The organism is Methylobacterium carpenticola (assembly GCF_042748905.1).
GTDB lineage: Bacteria > Pseudomonadota > Alphaproteobacteria > Rhizobiales > Beijerinckiaceae > Methylobacterium > Methylobacterium carpenticola.
On the sequence record NZ_JBHZEO010000001.1, the window covers coordinates 1,387,398 to 1,411,312 of the forward strand.

A 23,915-nucleotide genomic window follows, 5' to 3' on the forward strand; every position below is an offset into this window, starting at 1 on the left:
TCATGAGGATCGGCGAAGCCGGTGACGACGTCCCGTCGAGAGACCGCCCCGGCCGACACGGATAGCCGTCGCGGGGCCCGGCCCGCACTGACCCCGGACGGCGCGTCGCCCGCGCCCTTTCGCCTCCCGCGATGACGGGCGGCGACCTGCGCCCCGCCCTGGTGGAGACCGGCGAAGGCCGCACCGGCAGCCTCGCCGACCGGCTCACCCTGCTCTGCTGCGGCTACGATCCCGCCCGCGGGGTCTACGCGCCGCTGATCCGGCGCATCCTGATGGCCGCGGGCGCCGCGACGGTGCTGGGGACCGGCGGCCTGATCCTCCTCCTGCGCCGCCGCTCGCTCAGTCGACCGCCGCCCCCGTCAGCTCGGCCTGGGTGAAGCGCTGCTGTTCCTCCATCACCAGCCCGGCGAGGTCGCGCTTGAGAGCGTTGAACTCCGCCGAGGCGGTGTCCCGCGGGCGCGGCAGCTTCACCGCGATGTCCCGCTTCAGGCGCCCGGGCCGGTAGGTCAGCACCAGGATCCGGTCGGCGAGGTAGATCGCCTCCTCGATCGAGTGGGTCACGAAGACGATGGTCTTGCGGTACTCCGCCCAGATCCGCAGCAGCTCGTCCTGCAGGGTACGCCGGGTCAGCGCGTCGAGGGCGCCGAAGGGCTCGTCCATCAGCATCACCGGCGGGTCGAGGGCCAGGATGCGGGCGATGGCGACGCGCTGGCGCATGCCGCCCGACAGGTCCTTCGGGAAGCGCCCCATGAAGTCGGACAGGCCGAGGGTGCCGGCGATGCGCGCGGCGATGCCCTCCGCCTCCGGCCGCCGCACGCCCTTGATGTCGAGGCCGAAGCGGATGTTCTGCTCGACGGTCATCCAGGGGAACAGGGCGTATTCCTGAAACACCATGCCGCGGTCGGGGCCGGGCTCGGCCACCGGCCGGCCGCCGACGCGGATGTCGCCGCCGGTGAGCGGCGCGAAACCCGCGATGGCGTTGAGGAGGGTGGACTTGCCGCAGCCCGAGGGGCCGAGCAGGCAGACGAACTGGCCCTCGGGGATGGTGGCGGTGACGTTCTCCAGCGCCACCACGGCGCGCTCGCCCGTCCCGAAGACCTTCGAGGCCTGCGCGATGGCGATCTCGGCGGAATCCCGGCTCATGCGCGTCACCGCTCCAATCCGCGATGCCAGCGCAGCAGGTGGTCGTTCAGCCGCGACATCGCCGAGTCGATCAGCAGGCCGAGGAGGCCGATGGTCAGCATGCCGCCGATGATCTTGTCCGACCACATGTATTCGCGCGCCTCCAGGATGCGGTAGCCGAGCCCGTCCGACACCGCGATCATCTCCGCCACGATCACCACGATGAAGGCGGTGCCGATACCGATCCGCATGCCGGCGAGCACGAAGGGGCTCGCCGCCGGCAGGATCACGCGCCGGAACAGGGTCCAGGGCTTGGCGCCGAGGTTGCGGGCCGCCCGGATGTAGATGGAATCGACCTGCCGCACCCCCGCCACCGTGTTCACCAGCACCGGGAAGAACGTGCCGAGGGCGATCAGGAACAGGGCCGGCGGGTTGCCGAGGCCGAACCACACGATGGCGAGGGGGATGTAGGCGATCGGCGGGATCGGCCGCAGGATCTGGAGCAGCGGGTTCACGAGGCCGTAGAGCCGGTCGCTGGTGCCCATCAGGAGCCCCACCGGCAGGGCGAAGCCGACCCCGATGACGAAGCCGGCGATCACCCGGCCGAGGCTCGCCACCGCGTCGTGGGGCAGCTCGCCGGAGAACAGCCACGCGAGGTAGCTCTGGCTCTGCGGGTCGTGGGGCAGAGCGGGGATCAGCCCCTGGACCCAGCGCACCGCGACGGCGCTCGGCGGGGGCAGCACCACGGCCGAGAACAGGCCGGCCCGGCTGGCGATTTCCCAGACGACGAGAAGTCCGACGGGCAGGAGCGCGCCGCGCAGGACGGGAGAGCGGATCACGAGGGGGCTCCGGAATTCATCGATGACGGCGGTCGCGGCAGGGATCGGGCGGAGGAAGCGGGGGATCCCCCCGCCCGGGCGGGAGAGGGGTAGGGGCGGCCCGGCCTCAGGATCAAGCACGGAGCGTCGAGCCGTCAGCGGGACAGTTCAGGATTCCTGCGGCACCGTCTCCACCCTCGAGCGGGCGGATGGCCCGCGCGCGATCTTGGATCGCCGGCCCCTCTCCCACCCGGGAGAGGGGATCCCCGCGCCTCGGTGGAGGGCGTCAGTTCGTCTTCGCGCCGAGTTCCGCCTTGGCCTTCTCGAGGAGATCGAGCTTGACCCACTCGGCGTCGCTCTTCGGCGGATTGACCATCTTGCCGAGCCCGTACTTGTGCATCAGGTCGGCCGTGATCTGCATGTGGTTCGCCGGGATGTCGTAGGTGAAGGCCGCGTTCGCCATCGCGTCCTTGTAGTCCTGCGAGGTCAACTGGCCCTTGAAGACCTGCTCGCGGACGTACTTCTCGGCGAGGTCCGGCTTCTCGGTGAAGGTCTTGGTCGCCTCGACGAAGACCTTGAGCACGCGGGCGGCGACGTCGGGCCGCTCGGTGTACATCTTCTCGGTCATGACGAGCGGACGGTAGGGGATGCCGACCGGCGTGTCGTAGGGCTTGACGATCTCGTAGCCCCAGCCGGCGGAGATGGCCTGGGTCGATTGCGGCTCGCTCTGGCAGATCACGTCGACGTATTTCTGCGCCAGCGCCTGGTTCAGGTCGGCGTAGTTGTTGAAGTAGGTGAGCTGCACGTCCTTGCCCGGCCGCTCGGACCAGGTCAGGCCGTTCTTCTCGAGCTCCGCCAGCAGCATCAGGTCCTGGGTGCCGCCGCGCACCACGGCGACCTTCTTGCCCTTGATGTCGGCCAGGGTCTTGGCGCCGAGATCCGGCCGGCCGAGGATGCGCACGCCGCCATTGGCGAAGCCGGCCACCACGTAGAGCTTCACGCCGTTGCCGCGGGCCGCGACCGCGCCGTCCGCCCCGGAGGCCGAGATGTCGATCTGGTCGACCGCCATGGCCGGGTAGATGTCGGCGCCCTTCGCGAAGACCTTCTCGTCGATGCGCAGGCCGTATTTCGGCGCGATCTCCTTCATGTACGAGATGGCGCCGTAATGCGCGAACTTGAGGTTGCCGAGGCGGACCACGTCCTGGGCCGTCGCCGGGCCGGCCCACGCCGCGATGGCGGCCGCCAGGACCGCGAAGCGCTTCAACATCCCTCACTCCCGTTCGCGTCTGGCCGGGCTCTCGCGGCGCCGGCTCGTTGACGCGGGATACTGGACAAAGGGAGGGCTCGCGGGAAGACGGTTCCGGCCCGAAGGGATAAGACTTTAGACTCGCGGATGGCGGAGGGAGGCCCGGACGTGGCGGATGGCACAGGGGTGAGGCGCGTCGCGGTGGTCGGCTGCGGCACCGTGGGGGCGAGCTGGGCGGCTTTGTTCCTGGCGCACGGCCTCGACGTGACGGCGACCGATCCGGCCGAGGGGGCGCAAGCCCGCCTCGCCGCCGTCGTGGAGGGCGCGCGGGCGCAGCTCGCAGGGTTCGGCCTGACCGGCGCCGGAACGCTGCGCTTCGTGCCCACCATCCCCGAAGCCCTCGACGGGGCGGAGTTCGTGCAGGAGAACGCCCCCGAGAACGAGGCCTTCAAGCGCGAGCTTCTCGCCGAGATCGACGGGCTGCTGCCGCCGGCGGTGCTCGTGGCGAGCAGCACCTCGGCGCTCCTGCGCAGCGCCATCGTGGCCGCCTGCGCCCGTCCGGAGCGCGTCCTCGTCGCCCACCCGTTCAATCCCCCGCATCTGGTGCCGCTCGTGGAGATCGTGGCGGGCGATGCCGCCGTGGCGGAGCGCGCCGCCGCCTTCTATCGCGGCCTCGGGCGCCGGCCCGTGATCCTGCGGCGCGAGATGCCGGGGCACATCGCCAACCGTCTCGCCTCCGCGCTCTACCGGGAGGCGGTCAACCTCGTGGCCGAGGGCGTGGCGAGCGTCGCCGACATCGACGCCGCCCTCTGCCACGGCCCCGGCCTGCGCTGGGCGGCGATGGGCCCGCACATGACCTACCACCTCGGCGGCGGCGCGGGCGGCATCGCCCACTACCTCGCCCATCTCGGCCCGAGCCAGGAGCGCCGCTGGGCCTCCCTCGGCCAGCCCGCGCTCACGCCGGAGGTCCAGGCCGCGATCGTCTCGGGCGTCGCCGAGGAGGCGGCGGGCCTGTCCATCGCCGAGCTGGAGGCCCGGCGCGACCGGGCCCTCGTCGGAATCCTGAAGGCGCGCGAGACGGTCGCCCCCGACCCGGCCCAGCAAGCGACGACGGAGACCCGCGCGTGACGAAGCCCCTCATCATCGCGGTCGCCCCGAACGGCGCCCGCCTCACCAAGGCCGACCACCCGGCCCTCCCCATCGCGCCGCGCGAAGTCGGGCTCGAAGCCGCCCGCTGCCGCGAGGCCGGCGCGGCGATGATCCACCTGCACGTGCGCGACGCGGAGCATCGTCACAGCCTCGATGTCGACCGCTACCGGGAGGCCATCGCCGCGGTGCGCCGGGAGGCGGGCCAGGAGATGATCGTGCAGGTGACGACGGAGGCGGTGGGCCTCTACGCGCCGGCCGAGCAGGTCGCGGCGATCCGGGCGCTGCGGCCGGAGGCCTTCTCGGTGGCGGTGCGCGAACTCTTCGCCGAGCCCGACGACGAGGGCATGGCGGCCGCCTTCCTGGCGGTGCAGGCGAAGGCCGGCACCCTGGTCCAGCACATCCTCTACGATGCGGCCGACGTCACCCGGTTCCAGGGCCTCGTCGCCCGCGGCCTCGTTCCGCTGGAGCGGGCGAGCGTGCTGTTCGTGCTCGGCCGCTACAGCGCCGGGCAGCGCTCGGAGCCCGCCGACCTGATGCCCTTCCTGGCCGCCTGGAACTCGGGGCACCACCTCGACCTGCCCTGGGCGCTCTGCGCCTTCGGGCGCCAGGAGGCGGCCTGCCTGATCACGGCCGCCTGTCTCGGCGGGGATGTCCGCGTCGGCTTCGAGAACAATCTCTGGCGGCCGGACGGCACCCTCGCTCCCGACAACGCCGCCCAGGTCGCGGGCGTGGCCGCTCTCGCCCGGGGCCTTGGCCTCGAGATTGCTTCGCCCTCCATCGCCCGGACGCTGCTCCTGGCCCGGCGGTGATCGCGGGTTCCCGGACGCCGCAATGACAGAATGTCGCGGAACCCTTGCGGCACCGCACCCGTCCCACCACTGTGAAGCTCCGTGACGGCATTGTTTCATTTCCTCTTGCGGCGCAGCATGACGGCCCTCCTGGGGGCCGGTCTCGTGCTGCTCGCGGTCTCGGCGGCCTCGGCCGCTCCCGAGCGGAGCGGTCCGGTGATGCGCGCCGTGACCCCGGAGATGATCGATGCGAGCCTGCACGCCGATCTGCCGACGCGGTGCCTGCGCTTCATCACCAGCGTCTCCGCCCCGAGCGAGCCGATCCGCAGCAGCGATGACGGTGCCCAGGGCCCCTGCCCGTTCGAGGCGCTGACCCCCTCCGCCGCCGGCGTCGCGATGCGGCCGCCCCGGCATCTCGGATCGTGCCTGCCCGTGCGCAGCGTGCGCCTGGACCGCCCGCCGAAGCCGGCTCCCTGAGCCCCGCCTGATCGGTGCGACATCCGGTGCGGCATCGCGGCGCAGCCCGCATGCGCGTCGCCGTGGCGCTGGTCGCATTCGGGTCGCGTTCATTCCCTAGTGTCCGGCTCGTCGCCGATCGCGGCCGCCCAAGGGCGCGCGCCGCACCGGCGCGGTGATCCCGCGCCCCATCGTGACAGTCCCGCGCCCGGCAGACGGGCGCGCCCGCTCGCACCATCGCCATCGCCGCAGGCGGAGCCCGTGTGCCCGCTGCGTGCAGGAGCCCGAACGACCGTGACGCATCGCCGCCGCCTCGCTCTCGCCGCCCTCGCCGCCCTGGCGCTCGGCGCCTGCAAGCCGTCCCAGACGACAACGGCCGTGCCTGCCGGGACCCCGCCGACCGAGGTCAGCATCGTGACCGTCCGCAACCAGCCGATCCCGTTCGAGCGGGAGCTGCCCGGGCGCGTCGCTCCCACCCGCATCGCCGAGGTCCGCGCCCGAGTGTCCGGCCTCGTGATCAAGCGCACCTTCCAGCAGGGCAGCTCCGTCAAGGAGGGCGACCTCCTCTACAAGATCGATCCCGCTCCCTATCAGGTCGAACTCGACAGCGCCGAGGCGACGCTGGCCCGTGCCGAGGCCGCCCTGGTGCTGGCCCGCCAGCAGGCCGAGCGCCTGGAGACCCTGCTCTCGCGCCAGACCGCGAGCCAGGCTCAGTACGACGCCGCCTATGCCGGCCAGAAGCAGGCCGAGGCCGAGGTGGCGGGCGCCAAGGCGGCCCGCGACCGCGCCAAGCTCAACCTGAGCTGGACGGATGTGCGCGCGCCGATCTCCGGCCGCATCGGCCGGGCCCTCGTCACCGAGGGCGCCCTCATCGAGCAGGGCAGCGCCACCAACCTCGCGACGATCCAGCAGCTCGACCCGATCTACGTCGACATCACCCAGTCGGTGACCGAGCTCAACAAGCTGCGCCGCGACCTCGCGAGCGGCGAACTCGACAGCGTCGCGCCGGACGTCGCCGCCGTGCGGCTGATCATGGACGACGGCTCGCTCTATTCCGAGCCCGGCCGCCTGCTGTTCTCGGACGTGACCGCCGACCCGAGCACCGGCCAGGTGACCCTGCGCGTCGAGATCGCCAACCCGCACAACGAACTCTTCCCCGGCATGTACGTGCGGGCGCGCATTCGCCAGGGCATCGACGCGGACGCCATCGCGGTGCCCCAGCAGGCGGTCCACCGTTCCAATGACGGGCGGGCGGAGGTCTGGCTCGTGGGCGAGGGCGACAAGGTCATGCTCCACCCGGTGGAGGTCGGCCCGGTGGTCGAGGGCCAGTGGGTGATCCGCGACGGGCTGAAATCCGGCGACCGCGTCGTCACCGAGGGCTTCCAGAAGATCGTGGCGGGCACGGTGGTGAAGACCGTGCCCTGGCAGACGGCCGTCGCCACGGCCGGCGCCGGCCGCCACTGAGGGAGACGGACGTGGCCAGCTTCTTCATCGACCGTCCGGTCTTCGCCTGGGTCGTCGCCCTGTTCATCTGCCTGGGCGGCATCCTGACCATCCCGATGCTGCCGGTGGCGCAGTATCCGATCATCGCGCCGCCCTCGATCGCCCTCTCCACGGCCTTCCCGGGCGCCTCGGTGGAGGATCTCTACACCGGCACGACCCGCCTCATCGAGGACGAGCTGAACGGCGCGGCCAACATCCAGAGCTTCGAATCGGCCTCCGATTCGTTCGGCGTCGTCGAGATCACCGCGAATTTCGAGCCGGGCACCGACCCGGGCTATGCCGGCGTCGAGGTGCAGAACCGCCTCAAGCGCGTCGAGGCGCGCCTGCCCGCCGAGGTGCGCCAGCAGGGCATCCTGGTGGAGGAGGCCTCCGCCGCGACCCTCAACATCATCACCCTCGTCTCGACGGACGGCTCGATGGACGAGGTCGCGCTCGGCGACTTCCTCATCCGCAACGTCATCAACGAGATCCGTCGCATCCCGGGCGTCGGGCGCGCCACGCTCTACTCGACCGAGCGCAGCCTGCGCGTCTGGGTCGATCCCGACAAGCTGCGCGGCCTCTCGCTCAGCGCCGCCGACGTCACCAAGGCGATCCAGCGCCAGAACGTGCAGATCGCCTCCGGCGCGGTCGGCGCCCAGCCGAGCCCGTCGAACCACGCTGTGAACTTCCCGATCATCGTCAAGGGCCAGATGCGCGCCCCCGAGGAGTTCGGCGCCATCGTGCTGCGGGCGAACCCGGACGGCTCCACCGTGCGGCTGCGCGACATCGCCCGGATCGAACTCGGCGGCGAGGACTACAAGTTCACCACCCGCCTCAACGGCGGCGAGGCCGCCGGCATCTCGGTGACGCTCGCGCCCGACGGCAACGCCCTCGAGACCGCCAAGGCCATCCGCGCCAAGATGGAGGAACTCTCGCAGTTCTTCCCCTCCACCGTGAAGTGGGACATCCCCTACGACATCACCCCGGCGGTGAAGGCCTCGATCAAGAAGGTCATGATGACCCTGGTCGAGGCGGTGGTGCTGGTGTTCGTCGTGATGTTCCTGTTCCTGCAGAACATCCGCTACACCCTGATCCCGACGATCGTGGTGCCGATCGCGCTGCTCGGCACCTGCACCGTGATGCTGCTGGCCGGGTTCTCGGTGAACGTGCTCACCATGTTCGGCATGGTGCTGGCCATCGGCATCCTGGTCGACGACGCCATCGTGGTGGTCGAGAACGTCGAGCGCATCATGAACGAGGAGGGCCTCTCCCCGAAGGAGGCCACCCGCAAGGCGATGAGCCAGATCACCGGCGCCATCATCGGCATCACGCTGGTGCTGATCGCGGTGTTCATCCCGATGGCGTTCTTCCCCGGCTCGGTCGGCATCATCTACCGGCAGTTCTCGATCGCGATGGTGACCTCGATCGCCTTCTCGGCGCTGCTCGCGCTCTCGCTGACCCCGGCCCTGTGCGCGACGCTGCTGAAGCCGGTCGAGAAGGGCCACGGCCATGCCAAGGGCGGCGTCTTCGGCTGGTTCAACCGCTTCGTGGACCGGGAGACGGCGCGCTACGGCCGCGGCGTGCAATGGACGGTCGCCAAGTCCGGGCGGATGATGGCGATCTACCTGATCCTCGTCGCGGGCGTGGCTTGGGCCTTCGTGCGCCTGCCCGAGGGCTTCCTGCCGGTGGAGGATCAGGGCTTCTTCACCGTCGACATCCAGACGCCGCCGGGCTCGTCCTTCAACCGCACGCTCGCGGCGGTGAAGAAGGTCGAGGAGCACCTGATGGCCCAGCCCGGGGTCGCCACGGTGACGATCGTCAACGGCTTCTCCTTCTCGGGGCAGGGCCAGATGACCTCGCAGGCCTTCGTCACCCTGAAGGACTGGTCGGAGCGCGGGCCCGACCAATCGGCCGCCGCCCTGGTCGCGGGCACCAACAAGGCGCTCGGCACCTACAAGGACGCGGTGATCCAGGCGCTGGAGCCGCCGCCGATCGACAATCTCGGCAACGCCTCGGGCTTCAGCTTCCGCCTGCAGGACCGCGCCCAGAAGGGCTATTCCGCCCTGATGGCCGCGCAGGAGCAGCTGCTCTCGCTCGCGCGCAAGAGCCCGATCCTGAAGAACGTCTACGTCGAGGGCCTGCCGCCCGCGCCGCAGGCGGAACTCGTCATCGACCGCGAGAAGGCCGCCGCGCTCGGCGTCTCCTTCGAGGACATCAACGAGACCATCCAGGTCAATCTCGGCTCGGTCTACACCAACGACTTCCCGAACCGGGGCAAGATGCAGCGCGTGATCGTGCAGGCGGAGGCCGCCCAGCGGCTGAACCCGAGCGACCTCCTGAACTACGCGGTGAAGAACCAGCAAGGCACCATGGTGCCGATGGCCTCCTTCGCCGACCTGAAGTGGAGCGTGGGCCCGGCGCAGATCATCGGCTTCAACGGCTACCAGTCGGTGCGCATCACCGGCGAGCCGGCGGCGGGCTACACCTCGGGCGACGCGATCGCCGAGATGGAGCGGCTGATGACCCAACTGCCCAAGGGCTTCGGCTATACCTGGACCGGCCAGTCCCTCCAGGAGAAGCAGGCCGGCTCGCAGGCCACGCTGCTCCTCGCCCTCTCGGTGCTGATCGTGTTCCTGTGCCTCGCGGCGCTCTACGAGAGCTGGTCGATCCCGCTCTCGGTGATGCTCGTCATCCCCCTCGGGGTCGTCGGCTCGGTCCTCGGCGTGATCATCCGGGACATGCCGAACGACGTCTACTTCAAGATCGGCCTGATCACGATCATCGGCCTGTCGGCCAAGAACGCGATCCTGATCATCGAGTTCGCCCGCGAACTCTGGCGGCCGGGCACCCGGCTCGTCGAGGCGACCGTGGAGGCGTCCCGCCTGCGCTTCCGGCCGATCGTGATGACCTCGCTCGCCTTCATCTTCGGCGTCGTGCCCCTCGCCATCGCGGTGGGCGCGGCCTCGAAGAGCCAGCAGGCCATCGGCACCGGCGTGATGGGCGGCATGATCTCGGCGACCGTGCTCGCCGTGTTCCTGGTGCCGGTCTTCTTCGTGGTGGCGATGCGCCTGTTCCAGCGCCGCCGCGTGCGGGAGGAAGGCACCGCCGCCCCACCGCAATCCCTGCCGGAGTTCAAGGGCGAGCCGGCTCCGACGCACTGACCGGACGCTCGCGTCGTCCGCCGTCACCGCGGACGACGCAGCGGAACCATTGCGCGTCGCAGCTGTTCATAGGGTCAGGGCCTGCAATAAAGGCCACGTTTCAGGAGATCCCCATGAGCAGCTTCACCGATAAGGTTAAGGGCGTTGCCAATGAAGCCGTCGGCAACATCAAGCAAGGCGTTGGAAATTTGACCGATAACGACAAGCTGAAGGCCGAGGGCAAGGCCCAGGAGCTGAAGGGCGAGGCCCAGAAGACTGTCGGCGACGCCAAGGACGGCATCAAGAATGCCGCCGACGCGGTGAAGGACAAGCTCTGATCGGCGGGCGGACGACATCCGCCTGAGACCCGTCCGGTGACCGGCGTCGCGGGCTCGCGGCGCCGGTCATCGTCGTCGTGAGGTGCGCTCGCGCACCTGTGAATGGTCATTAACCCTCGCCCACGACACACTTATGGTCTAGCTTGGCTTGCGTCCCCCGGGCCAGCGTGCAGACCGATGACCGATTCATCCTCCACCGGCCGGACCAAGCCGGTTCCGGCATCGCCCCCGACCCTTCCCGCGGAGGTGCAGGAGCATCTCGGCCGCCAGCTCCGCGACGCCTATGCGGCGCTCGGCGAGGTCGAAGCGCCCGCCGCCTTCTCGGACCTGCTCACCCGGCTCGACGCCGCGCTCGCCGCTCTCGGCGCGCCGCGGGAGGACCGTTTCCGCGAGGAACTCCTGGCGGCGGCCTCCTCCCTGCGGCGCTTCGCCCTGACCCTGACCGCGAATCCCTCGCGGGCCGACGACCTCGTGCAGGACACTCTGCTCAAGGCGTGGCAGAGCCGCGACCGGTTCGAGGACGGGACGAATCTGAGCGCGTGGCTGTTCACCATCATGCGCAACGCCTTCTACTCCGAGCACCGCAAGCGCTCCCGCGAGGTGGAGGATGGCGAGGGCGTCTATTCCGCGCGCCTGACCACCGCGCCCAGCCAGGGCGACCGGCTCGACGTGCAGGATCTGCAGGAGGCGCTGAACAAGCTCGTCGCCGAGCAGCGCGAGGCGCTGCTCCTCGTGGCGGTCGGCGACATGTCCTACGAGGACGCGGCCGCGCTGATGCAGTGCAAGGTCGGCACGGTGAAGAGCCGGGTCTGCCGCGCCCGCGACAAGCTCGCCGAACTCCTCGGCTATACGGGCGGCGAACTCGGCGCCGACCGCCTCACCCGTTCGGTCCTGAACGGCAGCAGCCTGATGGCCCTCGAAGGCTGAGGACGGCTCACGCCGGCCGTGCGGCGATCCGCGACCAGCGCGCCGCCGCCCGCTCGTAGAGATCCATGTCGGAGGCGTTGAGCCGCTCGACATAGGCACGCAGGGCCGGGCTGAGTTTCGGCCCCGCGAGACGGGAGGCGAGCCCGCGGGCGTTCTTGTGCGCCACCGGGAAGGCGAGGCCGAAGCGGCGATTCAGCCGCTCCACGAAGGCCTCGTAGGCCTCCAGGATCCCGACCAGGGCGAGCTGGTCGAGGTCGGCGTTGCCGAAGGCCTGGGTCTGGACGTTCTGGTTGCGCGGATCCTCGATGAAGGCTTCCAGGCTCTGCTGCGTGCGGCCGTGCTTCTTCTGGAAGACGTAGTAGGACAGCACCTGCTCGGTCGGCTCGCGGAACAGGGTGAAGGCCCGCTCCGGATCGAAGCCCGGCAGGAAGGCCGCGCTCATGTGGCTCGCGTAGAAGGCGATGCCGTTCCGCGCCAGGTACTCCGCGATCATCGCCAGCTGCTGGCCGATCTGCAGCTCCGGGCGGTAGTACATGATCTCGTTGGCGTAAGGATGTGTCGTCGGACTGTCCTTGCCATAGAGCATGAAGATCTTATCCTTGGGAAAGATCTCATGCGCCGCGTAGCGGATGCTGGTGCCGCCCGTCTTGGGAAGATGGAGGAAGAAAAGCGGCGACATGGAACGGAAACCTATGGAAAAAAGCGGGAATTCGTTCCGGGCCGGAGGCCGGATCCGCCTATGCGTGACGATGATTGATGGTCTTGTTGTGGCGACGCTTGCGGGCAGATGGTTGAGGGCAGCTTGCGCCGCGCTTCCGGACATCTCCCGCCGAGACGGCATCGCATTCCTCTGCTCCTGATCGCCATCGCGCCTTTATCCACAGCGATCCACAGGCCGGGCTCATCCCCCATCGTCGGACTCGCGCCCTGAGGCGCCGCCGCGCTAGAACAAATCGGGAACATACGCGTTCGGGTCGGAGGCGGACATGGCATGCATGAGACCGGACGAGAGCGGCGGCTCGCCGCCCTGCGGGAGAGGATCGGCGGCCTGGAGCGGACCGCGCGGCCCCGGCCGGCACTGCCGCTCGGGATCGACGCCGTCGACCGCCACCTCCCGGGCGGGGGGCTGCGCCTCGGCGCGCTGCACGAGGTGGTCGAGGCCGGGCCGAGCGCCGGCCACGCGGCCCTCGCCGCCCTCTTCGCCGGCGGTCTCCTCGCCCGGCTGCCCGGCCCCGTCCTGTGGTGCCTCGCCGGCCGCGACCTCTTCGCCCCCGGCCTCGCCGCGGTGGGCCTCCATCCCGACCGGGTTCTCTACGCCGAGACCCGCCGCGAGGCGGAGGTTCTGCCGACCATGGAGGAGGGCTTGCGGCACGGCAGCCTCGCGGCGGTGGTGGGCGAGGTCGCGCGGATGGGGCTCACCGCCTCGCGGCGGCTTCAGCTCGCCGCCGAGAGCGGCGGCGCGCTCGCCCTGGTGATCCGCCGCTGGCGTGCGGGGGCCGACATCGAGCCGAGCGCCGCCGCCACCCGCTGGTGCGTCACGCCCGCGCCTTCCCCGGCCCTGCCGGCCGCGGTGCCGGGTCTGGCGCGGTCCCGCTGGTCCCTCGCCCTCTTGCGCGCCCGCGGCGCGGAACCCCGGACATGGCTCGTCGAGGCTCCCGATGCGCAGGGTCGTCTCCATCTTCCTGCCGACCTGGCCGACCGACCGCCTGCGGCGCAAGGGCGGCTCTCCGCCGCCGGATAGGCCCCTCGTGACCGTGGCGACGGCGGGTCCGCGCCGGCTTGTGGCGGCCGTCGACGCCACCGCCCGGCGGATCGGCCTGCGGCCCGGGATGCCGGTGGCGCAGGCGCAGGGCATGGTGGTGGATCTCGCGATGGCCGAGGCCGACTTTGCGGACGATGCCGCGGGCCTCGCGCGCCTCGCGGGCTGGTGCCTCGCCTACGCGCCCCTGGTCGCCCTCGATCCGCCGGACGGGATCTGGATCGAGAGCGCGGGCGCGGCGCATCTGCGCGGCGGCGAGGCGGGGTTCGTCGCGGATCTCAGCCGGCGCATCCGGGCGGGTGGCTTCGCGGTGCGGATCGGCCTCGCCGACACGCCGGGCGCCGCCTGGGCGGTGGCGCGGCACGCGCCGCGGGCGCCGATCGTGCCGCCGGGCGGCCAGGCGGCGGTGCTGGAGCCGCTGCCGGTGCGCGCCCTGCGCCTCGAGCCCGGGATCGTGGCCGGGCTGGAGCAGCTCGGCCTCACGCGGATCGGCCAGATCGCCGCCCTGCCCCGGGCCCCGTTGCGCCTGCGCTTCGGCGAAGCGGTGGCGGCCCGCCTCGACCAAGCCCTCGGCCGCGCCCCCGAACCCCTCGCCTACCTGACGCCCGCCGAGATTCCGCGGGCCCGCCTCGCCTTCCCGGAGCCCATCGGCGCGCCCGAGACGCTGGCCCGCGTGGTGGCGCGGCTCACCGCCCTCCTCGGCCTCGATCTGGAGCGCCGGGGGCTCGGGGCGCGCCGGCTCGATCTCGTCTTCCGGCGGATCGACGGCGTGCCGCAGGCCCTGCGCCTCGGCACCGCCCGGCCGAGCCGCGATCCCGCCCATCTCGCCCGGCTGTTCACGGAGCGCCTCGCCGGGGTGGATCCCGGTTTCGGCATCGAGGAGGCCTCGCTCGCGGCCACCCGCACCGAGCCCCTGTCGGCCCGGCAGATCGCGGCCCTCGCGGCGGGCGAGGCCGATCCGGACGCGATGGGCGAACTCGTCGACCGGCTGGCGGCGCGGCTCGGGCCGGGCCGGCTGTTCCGTGCCGCCCCCGTCGAGAGCGAGTGGCCGGAGCGGAGCGTGCGCCGCGTGGCCCCCCTCGCCCCGGCGAGCGGCCTCACCTGGCCCGCGGACCTGCCGCGGCCGGGCCGGCTGGTCGATCCCCCGGAGCGGGTGGAGGCGGTCGCGGAACTGCCCGACGCTCCGCCGGCCCTGTTCGTCTGGCGCGGGCGGCGTTTGCGGGTGGTGCGGGCGGACGGGCCCGAGCGGGTCTTCGGCGAGTGGTGGCGCAGCGACGACGAGGTCTCGGCCCTGCGCGACTATTACCGGGTCGAGGACCGCACCGGTGCCCGCTACTGGCTCTTCCGCGACGCCGCGGCCGACCAGGGCGGGCGGTGGTGGCTGCACGGCTTCGGGGAGGCGTGATCATGGCCCTGGCCGGCCCCCGCGCGGCGTCTGATACGGTTTCCGGAAGATCACTTTCGGAAACCGTATCACGAGCCCGCGCGGCGCCTGAGCGAGGCCGGTTTCCGCATCGCGAAGCGATCATCCGGAAACCGTATGAATCGAGCGGACGGATTCTGGAAGCCGCTTCATGCCTCATGCCGAGGGGGCGGGCGATCGAAGATCGCGCGCCCTCGAAGCATCCCGGGGCGGCGCTCCGGCCCTCCGGTGCCCGGGAGCGAGGGTCAGGGGTGCTTCGAGGCTGCTTCGCAGCACCTCAGCATGAGGCGCGGGGTGGGGGCCAGGGGGGCTGCCCCCCGCCATGACCGCCGAGCTTCAGGTCACCACGCATTACTCCTTCCTGCGGGGCGCCTCCTCCCCGGAGGAGCTGTTCGCGACCGCCGCCCTTCTCGGCCTCACCGCCCTCGGCGTCACGGACCGCCACTCCGTGGCCGGCCTCGTGAAGGCCCACGAGGCCGCGCGGGCGACGGGCTGCCGCCTCGTCGCCGGCTGCCGGCTCGACCTCTCCGGGCCGGACCAGGGCACGGCGCTCCTCGTCTATCCCACCGACCGCGCCGCCTATGGCCGCCTCTGCCGCCTGCTCACCCTCGGCAAGGCGCGGGCGGGCAAGGGCGGCTGCACGCTCGATCTCGGCGATGTGGCGGAATGGAGCGACGGGCTGATCGCGATCCTCCTCGCGGACAGGCCCGACGCGGCGCTGCCCGGACGCCTCGGCCGCCTGAAGGCGGTCTTCGGGCCGCGGAGCCATTGCGCCCTCACCCGCCGCTTCGGCGTGAACGATCACCTGCGGCTCGACGCGATCGCGGCCCACGCCCGCGCCGCGCGCGTGCCCACCGTGGCGACCGGCGACGTGCTCTACCACGTGCCCGACCGGCGCCTGATGCAGGACGTCGTCACCTGCATCCGCCTCGGCACCACCATCGAGGCGGCGGGCTTCGCCCGGGAGCGCCATGCCGGACGCCACCTGCAGCCGCCCGCGGAGACCGCGCGCCTCTTCGCCCGCCATCCGGAGGCGGTGGAGCGGGCGCGAGCCATCGCGGAGCAATGCCGCTTCTCCCTCGACGACCTCACCTACACCTATCCGGACGAGGCCGGGGAGGATGGCCGCTCGGCCCAGGAGCGGCTGGAGGCCATGACCCTGGAGGGCGCCGCCCGGCGCTTTCCCGGCGGCCTCTCACCGGAGGTCCGCAAGCAGATCGGGCACGAACTCGCCCTCGTCGCCCGCAAGGGCTACGCCCCGTACTTCCTCACCGTCGAGGCGATCGTGCGCTTCGCGCGGCGGCAGGGCATCCTCTGCCAGGGGCGGGGCTCGGCGGCGAATTCGGTGATCTGCTACTGCCTCGGCATCACCGCCATCGATCCGGTGCAGCAGCAGCTCCTCTTCGAGCGCTTCGTCTCGGACGAGCGCGATGAGCCGCCCGACATCGACGTCGATTTCGAGCACGAGCGGCGCGAGGAGGTGATCCAGTGGATCTACGCGACCTACGGGCGGGACCGCGCGGCGCTCACCGCCACCGTGATCCGCTATGGCGCCCGCGGCGCGGTGCGCGAGGTCGGCAAGGTGCTGGGCGTGCCCGAGGACGTGACCGGGGCGCTGGCCCGGCTGGTCTGGGGCTGGTCGCGCGACGGGGTCGGCGAGCGGGAGGCGAGCGCCCTCAACCTCAACCTCGCCGACCGGCGGCTGCGCCTGACCCTCGACATCGCCAAGGCGCTCATCGGCACGCCGCGCCATCTCGGCCAGCATCCGGGCGGCTTCGTGCTGACCCTCGGCCGTCTCGACGAACTCTGCCCGATCACCCCCGCCACGATGGAGAAGCGCCAGACCATCGAATGGGACAAGGACGACATCGAGGCCCTGAAGTTCATGAAGGTCGACGTGCTCGGCCTCGGCATGCTGGGCTGCCTGCGCCGCGCCTTCGCGCTCCTGAAGGAGCACCGGAGCGACGAGGATCCGCCGCAGGACATCGCCGCGATCGAGCACGATGATCCCGACACCTACGCGATGATCCAGCGGGCCGACACGCTCGGCGTGTTCCAGATCGAGAGCCGCGCCCAGATGGCGATGCTGCCGCGGATGAAGCCGGAGAACCTCTACGATCTCACCATCGAGGTGGCTCTGGTGCGGCCCGGCCCGATCCAGGGCGACATGGTCCATCCCTATCTGCGCCGTCGCCGGAACCCCGGCGCGGTCACCTATCCGAGCGAGACGCTCAGGGCCGTGCTGGAACGGACCCTCGGCGTGCCGTTGTTCCAGGAGCAGGCGATGCGGGTCGCCATCGTGGCGGCGGATTTCACCCCCGCCGAAGCCGACGGCCTGCGCCGGGCCATGGCGACCTTCAAGGCGAACGGCAAGATCGGCCTCTACCGCGACAAGCTGATCGCCGGCATGGTCCGCAACGGCTACGCGCCGGATTTCGCCGCGCGCACCTTCCGGCAGCTCGAAGGCTTCGGCTCCTACGGCTTCCCGGAGAGCCACGCGGCCTCCTTCGCGCTCATCGCCTACGCCTCGTCCTGGCTGAAATGCCACCACCCGGACGTGTTCGCCTGCGCGCTCCTCAACGCGCAGCCGATGGGCTTCTACGGCCCGGCCCAGATCGTGCGCGATGCCCGGCTGCACGGGGTCCCGGTCCGCCCCGTCGACGTCAACGCCTCGCGCTGGGACTGCACCCTCGAACCGGCGGAGGGCCATGTGATGGCCTTGCGGCTCGGCCTGCGGCTGGTGCGCGGGCTCGGCAACCCGGAGGGCGCCCGCATCGCGACCGTGCGCGAGGCGGATCTCTTCCGCTCCGTGGAGGATCTCTGGCGGCGCGCGGCCGTCTCCCTGAAGGCCCTGGAGAGCTTGGCCGCCGCGGATGCCTTCCGCTCCCTCGGCCTCGGGCGGCGGGAGGCCCTGTGGGCGATCCGGGGCCTCGCCCCGGTGCCCCTGCCCCTGTTCGCGGCGGCGGATGCGCGGGAGGCGGCGATCCGGCCGGAACTCGACGAGCCCGCGGTGGCGCTCGCCCCGATGCCGGAGGGGCAGGCCGTGGTGGCGGATTACCTGACGACGGGCCTGAGCCTCGGCCGGCACCCGGTCGCCTTCCTGCGCGCCGATCTCGCCCGCGACGGGATCAGCGCCTGCGCGGCCCTGAAGCGCCTGCGGGACGGGGCCCGCATCACCGTGGCGGGGCTGGTGCTGGTGCGCCAGAAGCCGGGCTCGGCCAAGGGCGTGATGTTCATCACCCTGGAGGACGAGACGGAGGTCGCCAACCTCGTGGTCTGGCCCGCCCTGTTCGCCCGCCAGCGCAGCCTGATCCTGTCGGCCGGGATGATGGCGGCGCGCGGCCGGGTGCAGCGGGAGGGCGCGGTGATCCACCTCGTCGCGGAGCACCTGATCGATCTCTCGGACCTGCTGGCCGGGGTCGGTGCGCGGGGCACGGCCCTGCCGCCGGCCGGCCGGGGCGACGAGGCGCGCTCCGGCAGCGGCGATGCCCGAGGAGTGGCCCGCCCCGGCTTGCGGATCAGGACGCGGGACTTCCGGTGAAGGGCTTGGAACCGGCGAAACGCGCTTGATCGAAGGGCCGCAGCAGCTCCGGGGTCCGGAAATCCTTCGGGACCGCGAAGTCGCGCGCCGCCCCCCGCATGGCGTTCGGGGCGCGCGGGAAGCCGCTGCGGTCGCTGAAGTCGCGATACGGGCCGCGATGGGTCTCGCGCTGCTCCTCCAGCGCCTTGGCGCAGACGATATCCGCCGCGGTCACGCCCGCCACCGCCGCGACGGCCAGCATCACGTGCGGCTTGCGGGCCTTGTCGTTGTCGAGGCCGGTGGCGAGCGTCGCGAGGTCGAGGGCGTCGCCCCCGACCCGGGTCCAGATCCAGGGCGTCGGATCGGGCGAGGCGAGGATGGCGACGCCGGTCGCGATCTCGCGCACGCCGTAGGCCTGCACCACCCCCTCGAAGCCCGGCATGCCGAGGGCGCGGGTGAGGCGGCGCGGGGCCAGGAGCTCGACGAGCCCGAGCCCGATCGAGAACAGGCCGAGTCCCTTGGCGAGGGTTTCGGCCGAGCGGCGGGAGAGGAGCGTCTGGTCGGGGCGGGTGGCGGGCATGAAGACGGTTCCTTGCAGGCTCTGAGCGGGAGGATGTCTCGTCCGCGGGCGGACGCGCATCTTCCGGATCCAGACGGCCGGGTATCGGCTAAGGCTTCAGCACGACCTTGATGCAGTTGTCCTTCTTGTCCCGGAAGGTCTTGTACATCTCCGGCCCCTGCTCCAGGCCGACGCTGTGCGTGATGACGAAGGACGGATCGATCTGCCCCTCGTCGATCCGGCGCACGAGGTCGTCGGTCCAGCGGTTCACGTGGGTCTGGCCGGTGCGCAGGGTGAGCCCCTTGTTCATCAACGCCCCGAACGGGATCTTGTCGAGGAGGCCGCCATAGACGCCCGGGACCGACAGGATTCCGGCCGGGCGGCAGACATAGATCATCTCGCGCAGCACGTGCGGGCGGTCGGTCTCGAGCATCACCGCCTGCTTGGCCCGGTCGTACATCGCGTCGAGGGTCGCGGTGGCGTGGGATTCGAGGCCGACCGCGTCGATGCACTTCTCCGGGCCCTTGCCGTTCGTGAGATCGTTGAGGCGCTCGACCACGCTCTCCTCGCGGAAGTCGATCGTGGTGGCGCCCCCCGCCCGCGCCATGCTCAGCCGTTCCGGCACGCAATCGATGGCGACGACCTGCCGGGCCCCGAGCAGGATCGCCGAGCGGATCGCCATCTGGCCCACCGGCCCGCAGCCCCAGATCGCCACCGTGTCGGTCGGCTCGATGTCGCATTGCACCGCGGCCTGCCAGCCGGTCGGGAAGATGTCGCCGAGGAACAGCACCTGCTCGTCGCTGAGGTTCGAGGGCACCTTGATGTGCGTCCTGTCGGCGAAGGGCACGCGCACGTACTCGGCCTGGCCACCCGGATAGCCGCCGGTGAGGTGCGTGTAGCCGAACAGCCCCGCCGTGGTGTGCCCGAAGACCTTGTCGGCGATGGATTTGTTGCGGTTCGAGCGCTCGCAGACGGAGAAGTTGCCGCGCCGGCACTGATCGCACTGGCCGCAGATGATCGTGAAGGGAATGACGACCCGCTCGCCCTTGCGGAGCGCGCCGTTCACGCCGCGCCCGGTCTCGACCACCTCGCCCATGAACTCGTGGCCCATGACGTCGCCCTTCTTCATGCCGGGCATGAAGTGGTCGTAGAGGTGGAGGTCGGAGCCGCAGATCGCGCAGGTGGTGACGCGGATGATCGCGTCGCGATCGTCCTCGATCACCGGATCGGGAACCGATTCACAGCGGATATCCGCCGTCCCGTGCCACACCAGAGCTTTCATGCGGGCCTCTCCCCTCCGGCCGATCCACGCGGACCGGCGACCTTTGTCCCGGGACAACGCCGCCGCGGGAAGGGGAGCCATGCGCTACATACTTGGGGGGAGTTATGAGGTCTGCGCGGGATTCAGATCTGGGACGGGGTGGCCGGACCGGGGACCGGATCTGGGCACCGCGATTCATCGATCTTGGAAACCCTCTTCTCTCACGCGCTCCGGCCGGGGCAGGAAATCTTCCACCGGTCCGTTCTACAAAAAGAACGTTTCGATTGACATGGCGGTCCATTCGCGGTTCTTGTGCACCGCGACAGACAGCCGACGGATCACGATGCTCCTCGTTCCTCCCCCCGCCACCGCGGTGCGGCCATGACGGCCCCGGTGCGCGTTCCCGCGCCGGCCGATCTCGGCGACCGCATCGGAGCGGCCGATGCGCTGGTGCGGCTCGAAGGCGTGGCCAAGACCTACCCGGCCCGCCGGGGCGCCGCCTCCGTCACCGCCCTCGACGGCATCGATCTCACGGTGCGCCGGGGCTCGGTCGTCGGCGTGATCGGACGCTCCGGCGCCGGCAAGTCGACCCTGATCCGGCTCGTCAACGGGCTGGAGCGGCCCACCAGCGGACGTGTCGTGGTGGACGGTGCCGAGATCTCCAGCCTCTCCGAGGCGGCCCTGCGCCATGAGCGGCGCGGCATCGGGATGATCTTCCAGCACTTCAATCTGCTCTCGTCGCGCACGGCCGCGGGCAACATCGCCGTCCCGCTGGAGATCGCCGGCTACGACAAGGCCGCGATCCGTGCCCGGGTGAGCGAACTCCTGGCTCTCGTCGGGCTCACCGACCGGGGCGACCGCTACCCGGCCGAGCTGTCGGGCGGGCAGAAGCAGCGGGTCGGCATCGCCCGGGCGCTCGCCACCAACCCGAAGGTGCTGCTCTCCGACGAGGCCACCTCCGCCCTCGACCCGGAGACGACGCAGTCGATCCTCGACCTGCTCGGGCGCATCAACCGCGAACTCGGCCTTACCATCCTGCTGATCACGCACGAGATGTCGGTGATCCGCGCCATCGCCCACGAGGTGGCGGTGCTCGATGGCGGCCGGATCGCGGAGAGCGGCGACGTGTTCGAGGTCTTCACCCGGCCGAAGACGGCGATCACCCGCACCTTCCTCGACCGCGAAACCGGCCGCGCCCTACCGCCGGTGCTGGCCGCCCGGCTGAAGCCGGACGGCGTGGGCGAGACCACCGTGCTGCGCATCACCTTCCGGGGCCCGCACGCCACCGATCCGGTGCTGGCGCAACTCGCGCACGAGGCCGGCATCGAGCCCTGCATCCTGTCCGGCACGGTGGACGAGATCGCCGGCCGGCCCTTCGGCACCCTGGTGGTGGGCGTCTCGTCGGCCCCCGGCATCGCCGCCCGGGCCCAGGATTTCCTGGCCGCGCGCGGCCTCGACGTGGAGGTGCTGGGCTCGCTCCCCGCCGCCGCGTGGCCGCCCGCCTCCTGAGCAGACCTGCGTTGGCGTGCCAACGCGTCGTCCGCTCAGGTTTTCGATCTGCCGCAGGGTCTCGACGCCGACCGCACGACACTCCTGCGAAACCTGCCTGGACCGCACCATGTCGCCTGAACTCCTGCGCCTCCTCCTTCTCGCCACCGGCGACACCCTGCGCATGGTGGCGATCGCCGCCTGCCTGGGCACGCTGTTCGGCCTGCCGCTGGGCGTGTTCCTCGCCACCAGCGGCCGGGGCGAACTCTTCGCCGCGCCCTGGGCCAACCGCGTGCTCGGCATCCTGGTCAACGCCACGCGCTCGACGCCCTTCATCATCCTGGTGGTGGCGATCATCCCGTTCACGCGGCTCGTCGCCGGCACCTCGATCGGCACCAGCGCCGCGACGGTGCCGCTCACCGTGGCGGCGACGCCCTTCATCGCCCGCCTCGTCGAGGGCGCGATCCGCGAGGTCGATGGCGGCCTGGTGGAGGCCGCCCGCGCCTTCGGAGCGAGCCCGCTCCAGATCGTCGTCAAGGTGCTGATCCCCGAGGCCCTGCCCGGCATCGTGCTCGGCCTGACGCTCGCGGTGGTCTCGCTGATCGGCTTCTCGGCCATGGTCGGCGCGGTGGGCGGTGGCGGTCTCGGCGACCTCGGCATCCGCTACGGCTATCAACGCTTCATGCCCGAGATGATGGCGGCGGTGGTTGCCGTGCTGATCGTCCTCGTGCAGGCGGTGCAGACGATCGGCGACCGGCTCGCGCGCCGTCTCAACAAGCGCCTGCGCCACGCCTGATCCCTCATCCTCCCTCGGAGTGTCCCGACCGATGTTGCGTATCGTCACAATCCTGGCGGCCCTCGCCGCCGCCCTGCCCGCCTCCGCCGCCGAGCGCGTGCGGATCGGCGCGACCCCGGGCCCCCACGCCCAGATCCTCGAAGCGGTCAAGCCGATCGCGGCCAAGCGCGGCATCGACCTGCAGATCCAGGAATTCTCCGACTACGTCATCCCGAACGAGGCCCTGGCGGCCGGCGAGCTGGAGGCGAATTCCTTCCAGCACCAGCCCTATCTCGACAACCAGAAGGCCGATCGCGGCTACAAGATCGAGAGCGTCGCCCAGACGGTGAACTACCCGATGGGCATCTACTCGAAGAAGCACAAGTCCTGGGACGCGATCCCCGACGGCGCGACGATCGCGATCCAGAACGACCCGACCAATGGCGGGCGCTCGCTGCTGCTGCTGCAGGACAAGGGCGTGATCACCCTGAAGGAGGGCGTGGGCTTCAAGCCGAGCGTCGCCGACATCGTGAAGAACCCCAAGAAGCTGCGCATCATCGAGGTCGACGCCGCCCAGGCCCCGCGCTCCCTCGACGATGTCGATGCGGCGGCGGTGAACACCAACTACGCGGAGCCGGCCGGCCTCAAGCCCACGGACGCGATCCTGCGCGAGGCGCCGAAGGGCCCCTACGTGAATGTCATCGCGGTGCGCAGCGCCGACAAGGACAAGCCCTGGGTCAAGGCCCTGGTCGAGTCCTACCGCTCGCCCGAGGTGAAGGAGTTCGTGGAGAAGACCTTCAAGGGCGCCGTGCTGACGAGCTGGTAAGGCCGTCGTCCCATGCCTCCGCCCCGGTGACCCCTCAATCACCGGGGCCTTCAGCCGCCATGGGCCAGGAACTGCCGCAGCCGCTCCGAGCGCGGCGCTCCGAACAGGGCCTCCGGCGGGCCCTCCTCCTCGATCCGGCCCTCGTGCAGGAACACCACCCGGTGGGCCACCTCGCGGGCGAAGGCCATCTCGTGGGTCACGATCAGCATCGTGCGGCCCTCCTGCGCCAAGGCCCGCATCACCCGCAGCACCTCCACCACCCGCTCCGGATCGAGGGCCGAGGTCGGCTCGTCGAACAGCAGCACCTGCGGATGCATGGCCAGCGCCCGGGCGATCGCCGCCCGCTGCTGCTGCCCGCCCGAGAGATGGGCCGGGTAGTGATCCCGCTTCTCGGCGATGCCGACCTTGGCGAGCAGGGCCTCGGCCTCGGCGACGCACTCGGCCCGCGGACGGCCCTGGACGTGCACCGGCGCCTCGATCACGTTCTCCAGCACCGTGCGATGGGACCAGAGGTTGAAGCTCTGGAACACCATGCCGACCCGCGCCCGGAGCTGCTCCACCTGATGGCGGTTCGCGGGCACGCGCCCGCCGCGGCGGACGCGCCACGCCACCGTGTCGGCACCCACCGTGATCTCGCCGGCCTCCGGCACCTCCAGGAGGTTGATGCAGCGCAGGAGCGTCGACTTGCCCGAGCCGGAGGAGCCGAGGATCGCCACCACCTCGCCCTCGCGGGCGGAGAGGGACACGCCGCGCAGCACCTCGTGGCTGCCGAAGCGCTTGGTCAGGTCGCGGACCGCGACGGCCTCCGAACGGAACGGGGCGGGAGCAAGCACGGGAG

The 23,915-nt window shown here is 71.3% G+C and carries 21 protein-coding genes; 14 read left to right on the plus strand and 7 right to left on the minus strand.

Annotation, left to right across the window (positions count from 1 at the left end):
- Positions 1 to 131 precede the first annotated feature (131 nt).
- Positions 132 to 377, plus strand: a complete 246-nt coding sequence (locus tag ACE101_RS06705) for a hypothetical protein (protein ID WP_379127050.1) — start codon at positions 132 to 134, stop codon at positions 375 to 377.
- On the opposite strand, the gene ACE101_RS06710 is transcribed toward ACE101_RS06705, so the two are convergent.
- The 3 genes from ACE101_RS06710 to ACE101_RS06720 all read right to left on the minus strand — a co-directional run bounded on the left by ACE101_RS06710 (position 340) and on the right by ACE101_RS06720 (position 3,207).
- Positions 340 to 1,143, minus strand: a complete 804-nt coding sequence (locus tag ACE101_RS06710) for an ABC transporter ATP-binding protein (protein WP_379127052.1) — start codon at positions 1,141 to 1,143, stop codon at positions 340 to 342. The genes ACE101_RS06705 and ACE101_RS06710 overlap by 38 nt on opposite strands.
- Before the next feature lie 5 nt (positions 1,144 to 1,148).
- The gene (locus ACE101_RS06715) at positions 1,149 to 1,943 is read right to left on the minus strand and encodes an ABC transporter permease (protein WP_379138506.1); all 795 of its coding nucleotides are present in this window, start codon (positions 1,941 to 1,943) and stop codon (positions 1,149 to 1,151) included.
- A gap of 283 nt (positions 1,944 to 2,226) precedes the next feature.
- Entirely contained in the window at positions 2,227 to 3,207 is a 981-nt protein-coding gene (locus tag ACE101_RS06720; RefSeq protein WP_379127054.1) for an ABC transporter substrate-binding protein, read from the minus strand.
- A 147-nt stretch (positions 3,208 to 3,354) separates the two neighbouring features.
- On the opposite strand from ACE101_RS06720, the gene ACE101_RS06725 reads away from it, so the two are divergent.
- The 7 genes from ACE101_RS06725 to ACE101_RS06755 all read left to right on the plus strand — a co-directional run bounded on the left by ACE101_RS06725 (position 3,355) and on the right by ACE101_RS06755 (position 11,466).
- The gene (locus ACE101_RS06725) at positions 3,355 to 4,314 is read left to right on the plus strand and encodes a 3-hydroxyacyl-CoA dehydrogenase NAD-binding domain-containing protein (protein ID WP_379127056.1); all 960 of its coding nucleotides are present in this window, start codon (positions 3,355 to 3,357) and stop codon (positions 4,312 to 4,314) included.
- Positions 4,311 to 5,144, plus strand: coding sequence for a beta-keto acid cleavage family enzyme (locus tag ACE101_RS06730; RefSeq protein WP_379127058.1), 834 nt, complete (start codon positions 4,311 to 4,313; stop codon positions 5,142 to 5,144). Before ACE101_RS06725 ends, ACE101_RS06730 begins: the two co-directional genes overlap by 4 nt.
- A 117-nt stretch (positions 5,145 to 5,261) precedes the next feature.
- Positions 5,262 to 5,600, plus strand: coding sequence for a hypothetical protein (locus ACE101_RS06735; RefSeq protein ID WP_379127060.1), 339 nt, complete (start codon positions 5,262 to 5,264; stop codon positions 5,598 to 5,600).
- Between the two features lie 273 nt (positions 5,601 to 5,873).
- Positions 5,874 to 7,043 (plus strand): efflux RND transporter periplasmic adaptor subunit, encoded by a 1,170-nt coding sequence (locus tag ACE101_RS06740; protein ID WP_379127062.1) that lies wholly within the window; start codon positions 5,874 to 5,876, stop codon positions 7,041 to 7,043.
- A gap of 11 nt (positions 7,044 to 7,054) precedes the next feature.
- Complete coding sequence (locus tag ACE101_RS06745) at positions 7,055 to 10,222, plus strand: multidrug efflux RND transporter permease subunit (RefSeq protein WP_379127064.1); 3,168 nt, start codon at positions 7,055 to 7,057, stop codon at positions 10,220 to 10,222.
- A 113-nt stretch (positions 10,223 to 10,335) separates the two neighbouring features.
- Positions 10,336 to 10,539 carry a CsbD family protein gene (locus ACE101_RS06750; protein ID WP_379127066.1) on the plus strand — a complete coding sequence of 68 codons (204 nt, stop codon included), beginning with the start codon at positions 10,336 to 10,338 and terminating at the stop codon, positions 10,537 to 10,539.
- 177 nt (positions 10,540 to 10,716) lie between these two features.
- Positions 10,717 to 11,466, plus strand: coding sequence for a sigma-70 family RNA polymerase sigma factor (locus ACE101_RS06755; RefSeq protein WP_379127068.1), 750 nt, complete (start codon positions 10,717 to 10,719; stop codon positions 11,464 to 11,466).
- A gap of 7 nt (positions 11,467 to 11,473) precedes the next feature.
- Here the strand turns inward: ACE101_RS06755 and ACE101_RS06760 are convergent, their stop codons facing one another.
- Positions 11,474 to 12,145 carry a hypothetical protein gene (locus ACE101_RS06760; protein WP_379127070.1) on the minus strand — a complete coding sequence of 224 codons (672 nt, stop codon included), beginning with the start codon at positions 12,143 to 12,145 and terminating at the stop codon, positions 11,474 to 11,476.
- A 312-nt stretch (positions 12,146 to 12,457) separates the two neighbouring features.
- Between ACE101_RS06760 and ACE101_RS06765 the strand changes: the two genes are divergently transcribed.
- From ACE101_RS06765 to ACE101_RS06775, 3 genes are all read left to right on the plus strand, one after another.
- Positions 12,458 to 13,207: an ImuA family protein gene (locus ACE101_RS06765; RefSeq protein WP_379127072.1), complete on the plus strand. Its 750-nt coding sequence runs from the start codon at positions 12,458 to 12,460 to the stop codon at positions 13,205 to 13,207.
- On the plus strand, positions 13,125 to 14,630 hold the full coding sequence (locus ACE101_RS06770; RefSeq protein WP_379127074.1) for a DUF6504 family protein: 1,506 nt from the start codon (positions 13,125 to 13,127) through the stop codon (positions 14,628 to 14,630). The genes ACE101_RS06765 and ACE101_RS06770 overlap by 83 nt, the downstream gene beginning before the upstream one ends.
- A gap of 340 nt (positions 14,631 to 14,970) precedes the next feature.
- Complete coding sequence (locus ACE101_RS06775) at positions 14,971 to 18,189, plus strand: error-prone DNA polymerase (RefSeq protein ID WP_379127076.1); 3,219 nt, start codon at positions 14,971 to 14,973, stop codon at positions 18,187 to 18,189.
- On the opposite strand, the gene ACE101_RS06780 is transcribed toward ACE101_RS06775, so the two are convergent.
- A complete protein-coding gene (locus tag ACE101_RS06780; protein ID WP_379127078.1) occupies positions 18,167 to 18,748 on the minus strand; it encodes a DUF4267 domain-containing protein in 582 nt (193 codons plus the stop codon). The two genes, ACE101_RS06775 and ACE101_RS06780, sit on opposite strands and share 23 nt — an antisense overlap.
- An 88-nt stretch (positions 18,749 to 18,836) precedes the next feature.
- Positions 18,837 to 20,009, minus strand: coding sequence for a zinc-dependent alcohol dehydrogenase (locus tag ACE101_RS06785; protein WP_379127079.1), 1,173 nt, complete (start codon positions 20,007 to 20,009; stop codon positions 18,837 to 18,839).
- A 360-nt stretch (positions 20,010 to 20,369) separates the two neighbouring features.
- Between ACE101_RS06785 and ACE101_RS06790 the strand changes: the two genes are divergently transcribed.
- From ACE101_RS06790 to ACE101_RS06800, 3 genes are all read left to right on the plus strand, one after another.
- Complete coding sequence (locus ACE101_RS06790) at positions 20,370 to 21,497, plus strand: methionine ABC transporter ATP-binding protein (protein WP_379127081.1); 1,128 nt, start codon at positions 20,370 to 20,372, stop codon at positions 21,495 to 21,497.
- Between the two features lie 109 nt (positions 21,498 to 21,606).
- On the plus strand, positions 21,607 to 22,272 hold the full coding sequence (locus ACE101_RS06795; RefSeq protein WP_379127083.1) for a methionine ABC transporter permease: 666 nt from the start codon (positions 21,607 to 21,609) through the stop codon (positions 22,270 to 22,272).
- 31 nt (positions 22,273 to 22,303) lie between these two features.
- Positions 22,304 to 23,077, plus strand: a complete 774-nt coding sequence (locus ACE101_RS06800) for a MetQ/NlpA family ABC transporter substrate-binding protein (RefSeq protein ID WP_379127085.1) — start codon at positions 22,304 to 22,306, stop codon at positions 23,075 to 23,077.
- Positions 23,078 to 23,127: 50 nt separating this feature from the next.
- Here the strand turns inward: ACE101_RS06800 and ACE101_RS06805 are convergent, their stop codons facing one another.
- On the minus strand, positions 23,128 to 23,910 hold the full coding sequence (locus ACE101_RS06805) for an ABC transporter ATP-binding protein (RefSeq protein WP_379127087.1): 783 nt from the start codon (positions 23,908 to 23,910) through the stop codon (positions 23,128 to 23,130).
- Positions 23,911 to 23,915 lie beyond the last annotated feature (5 nt).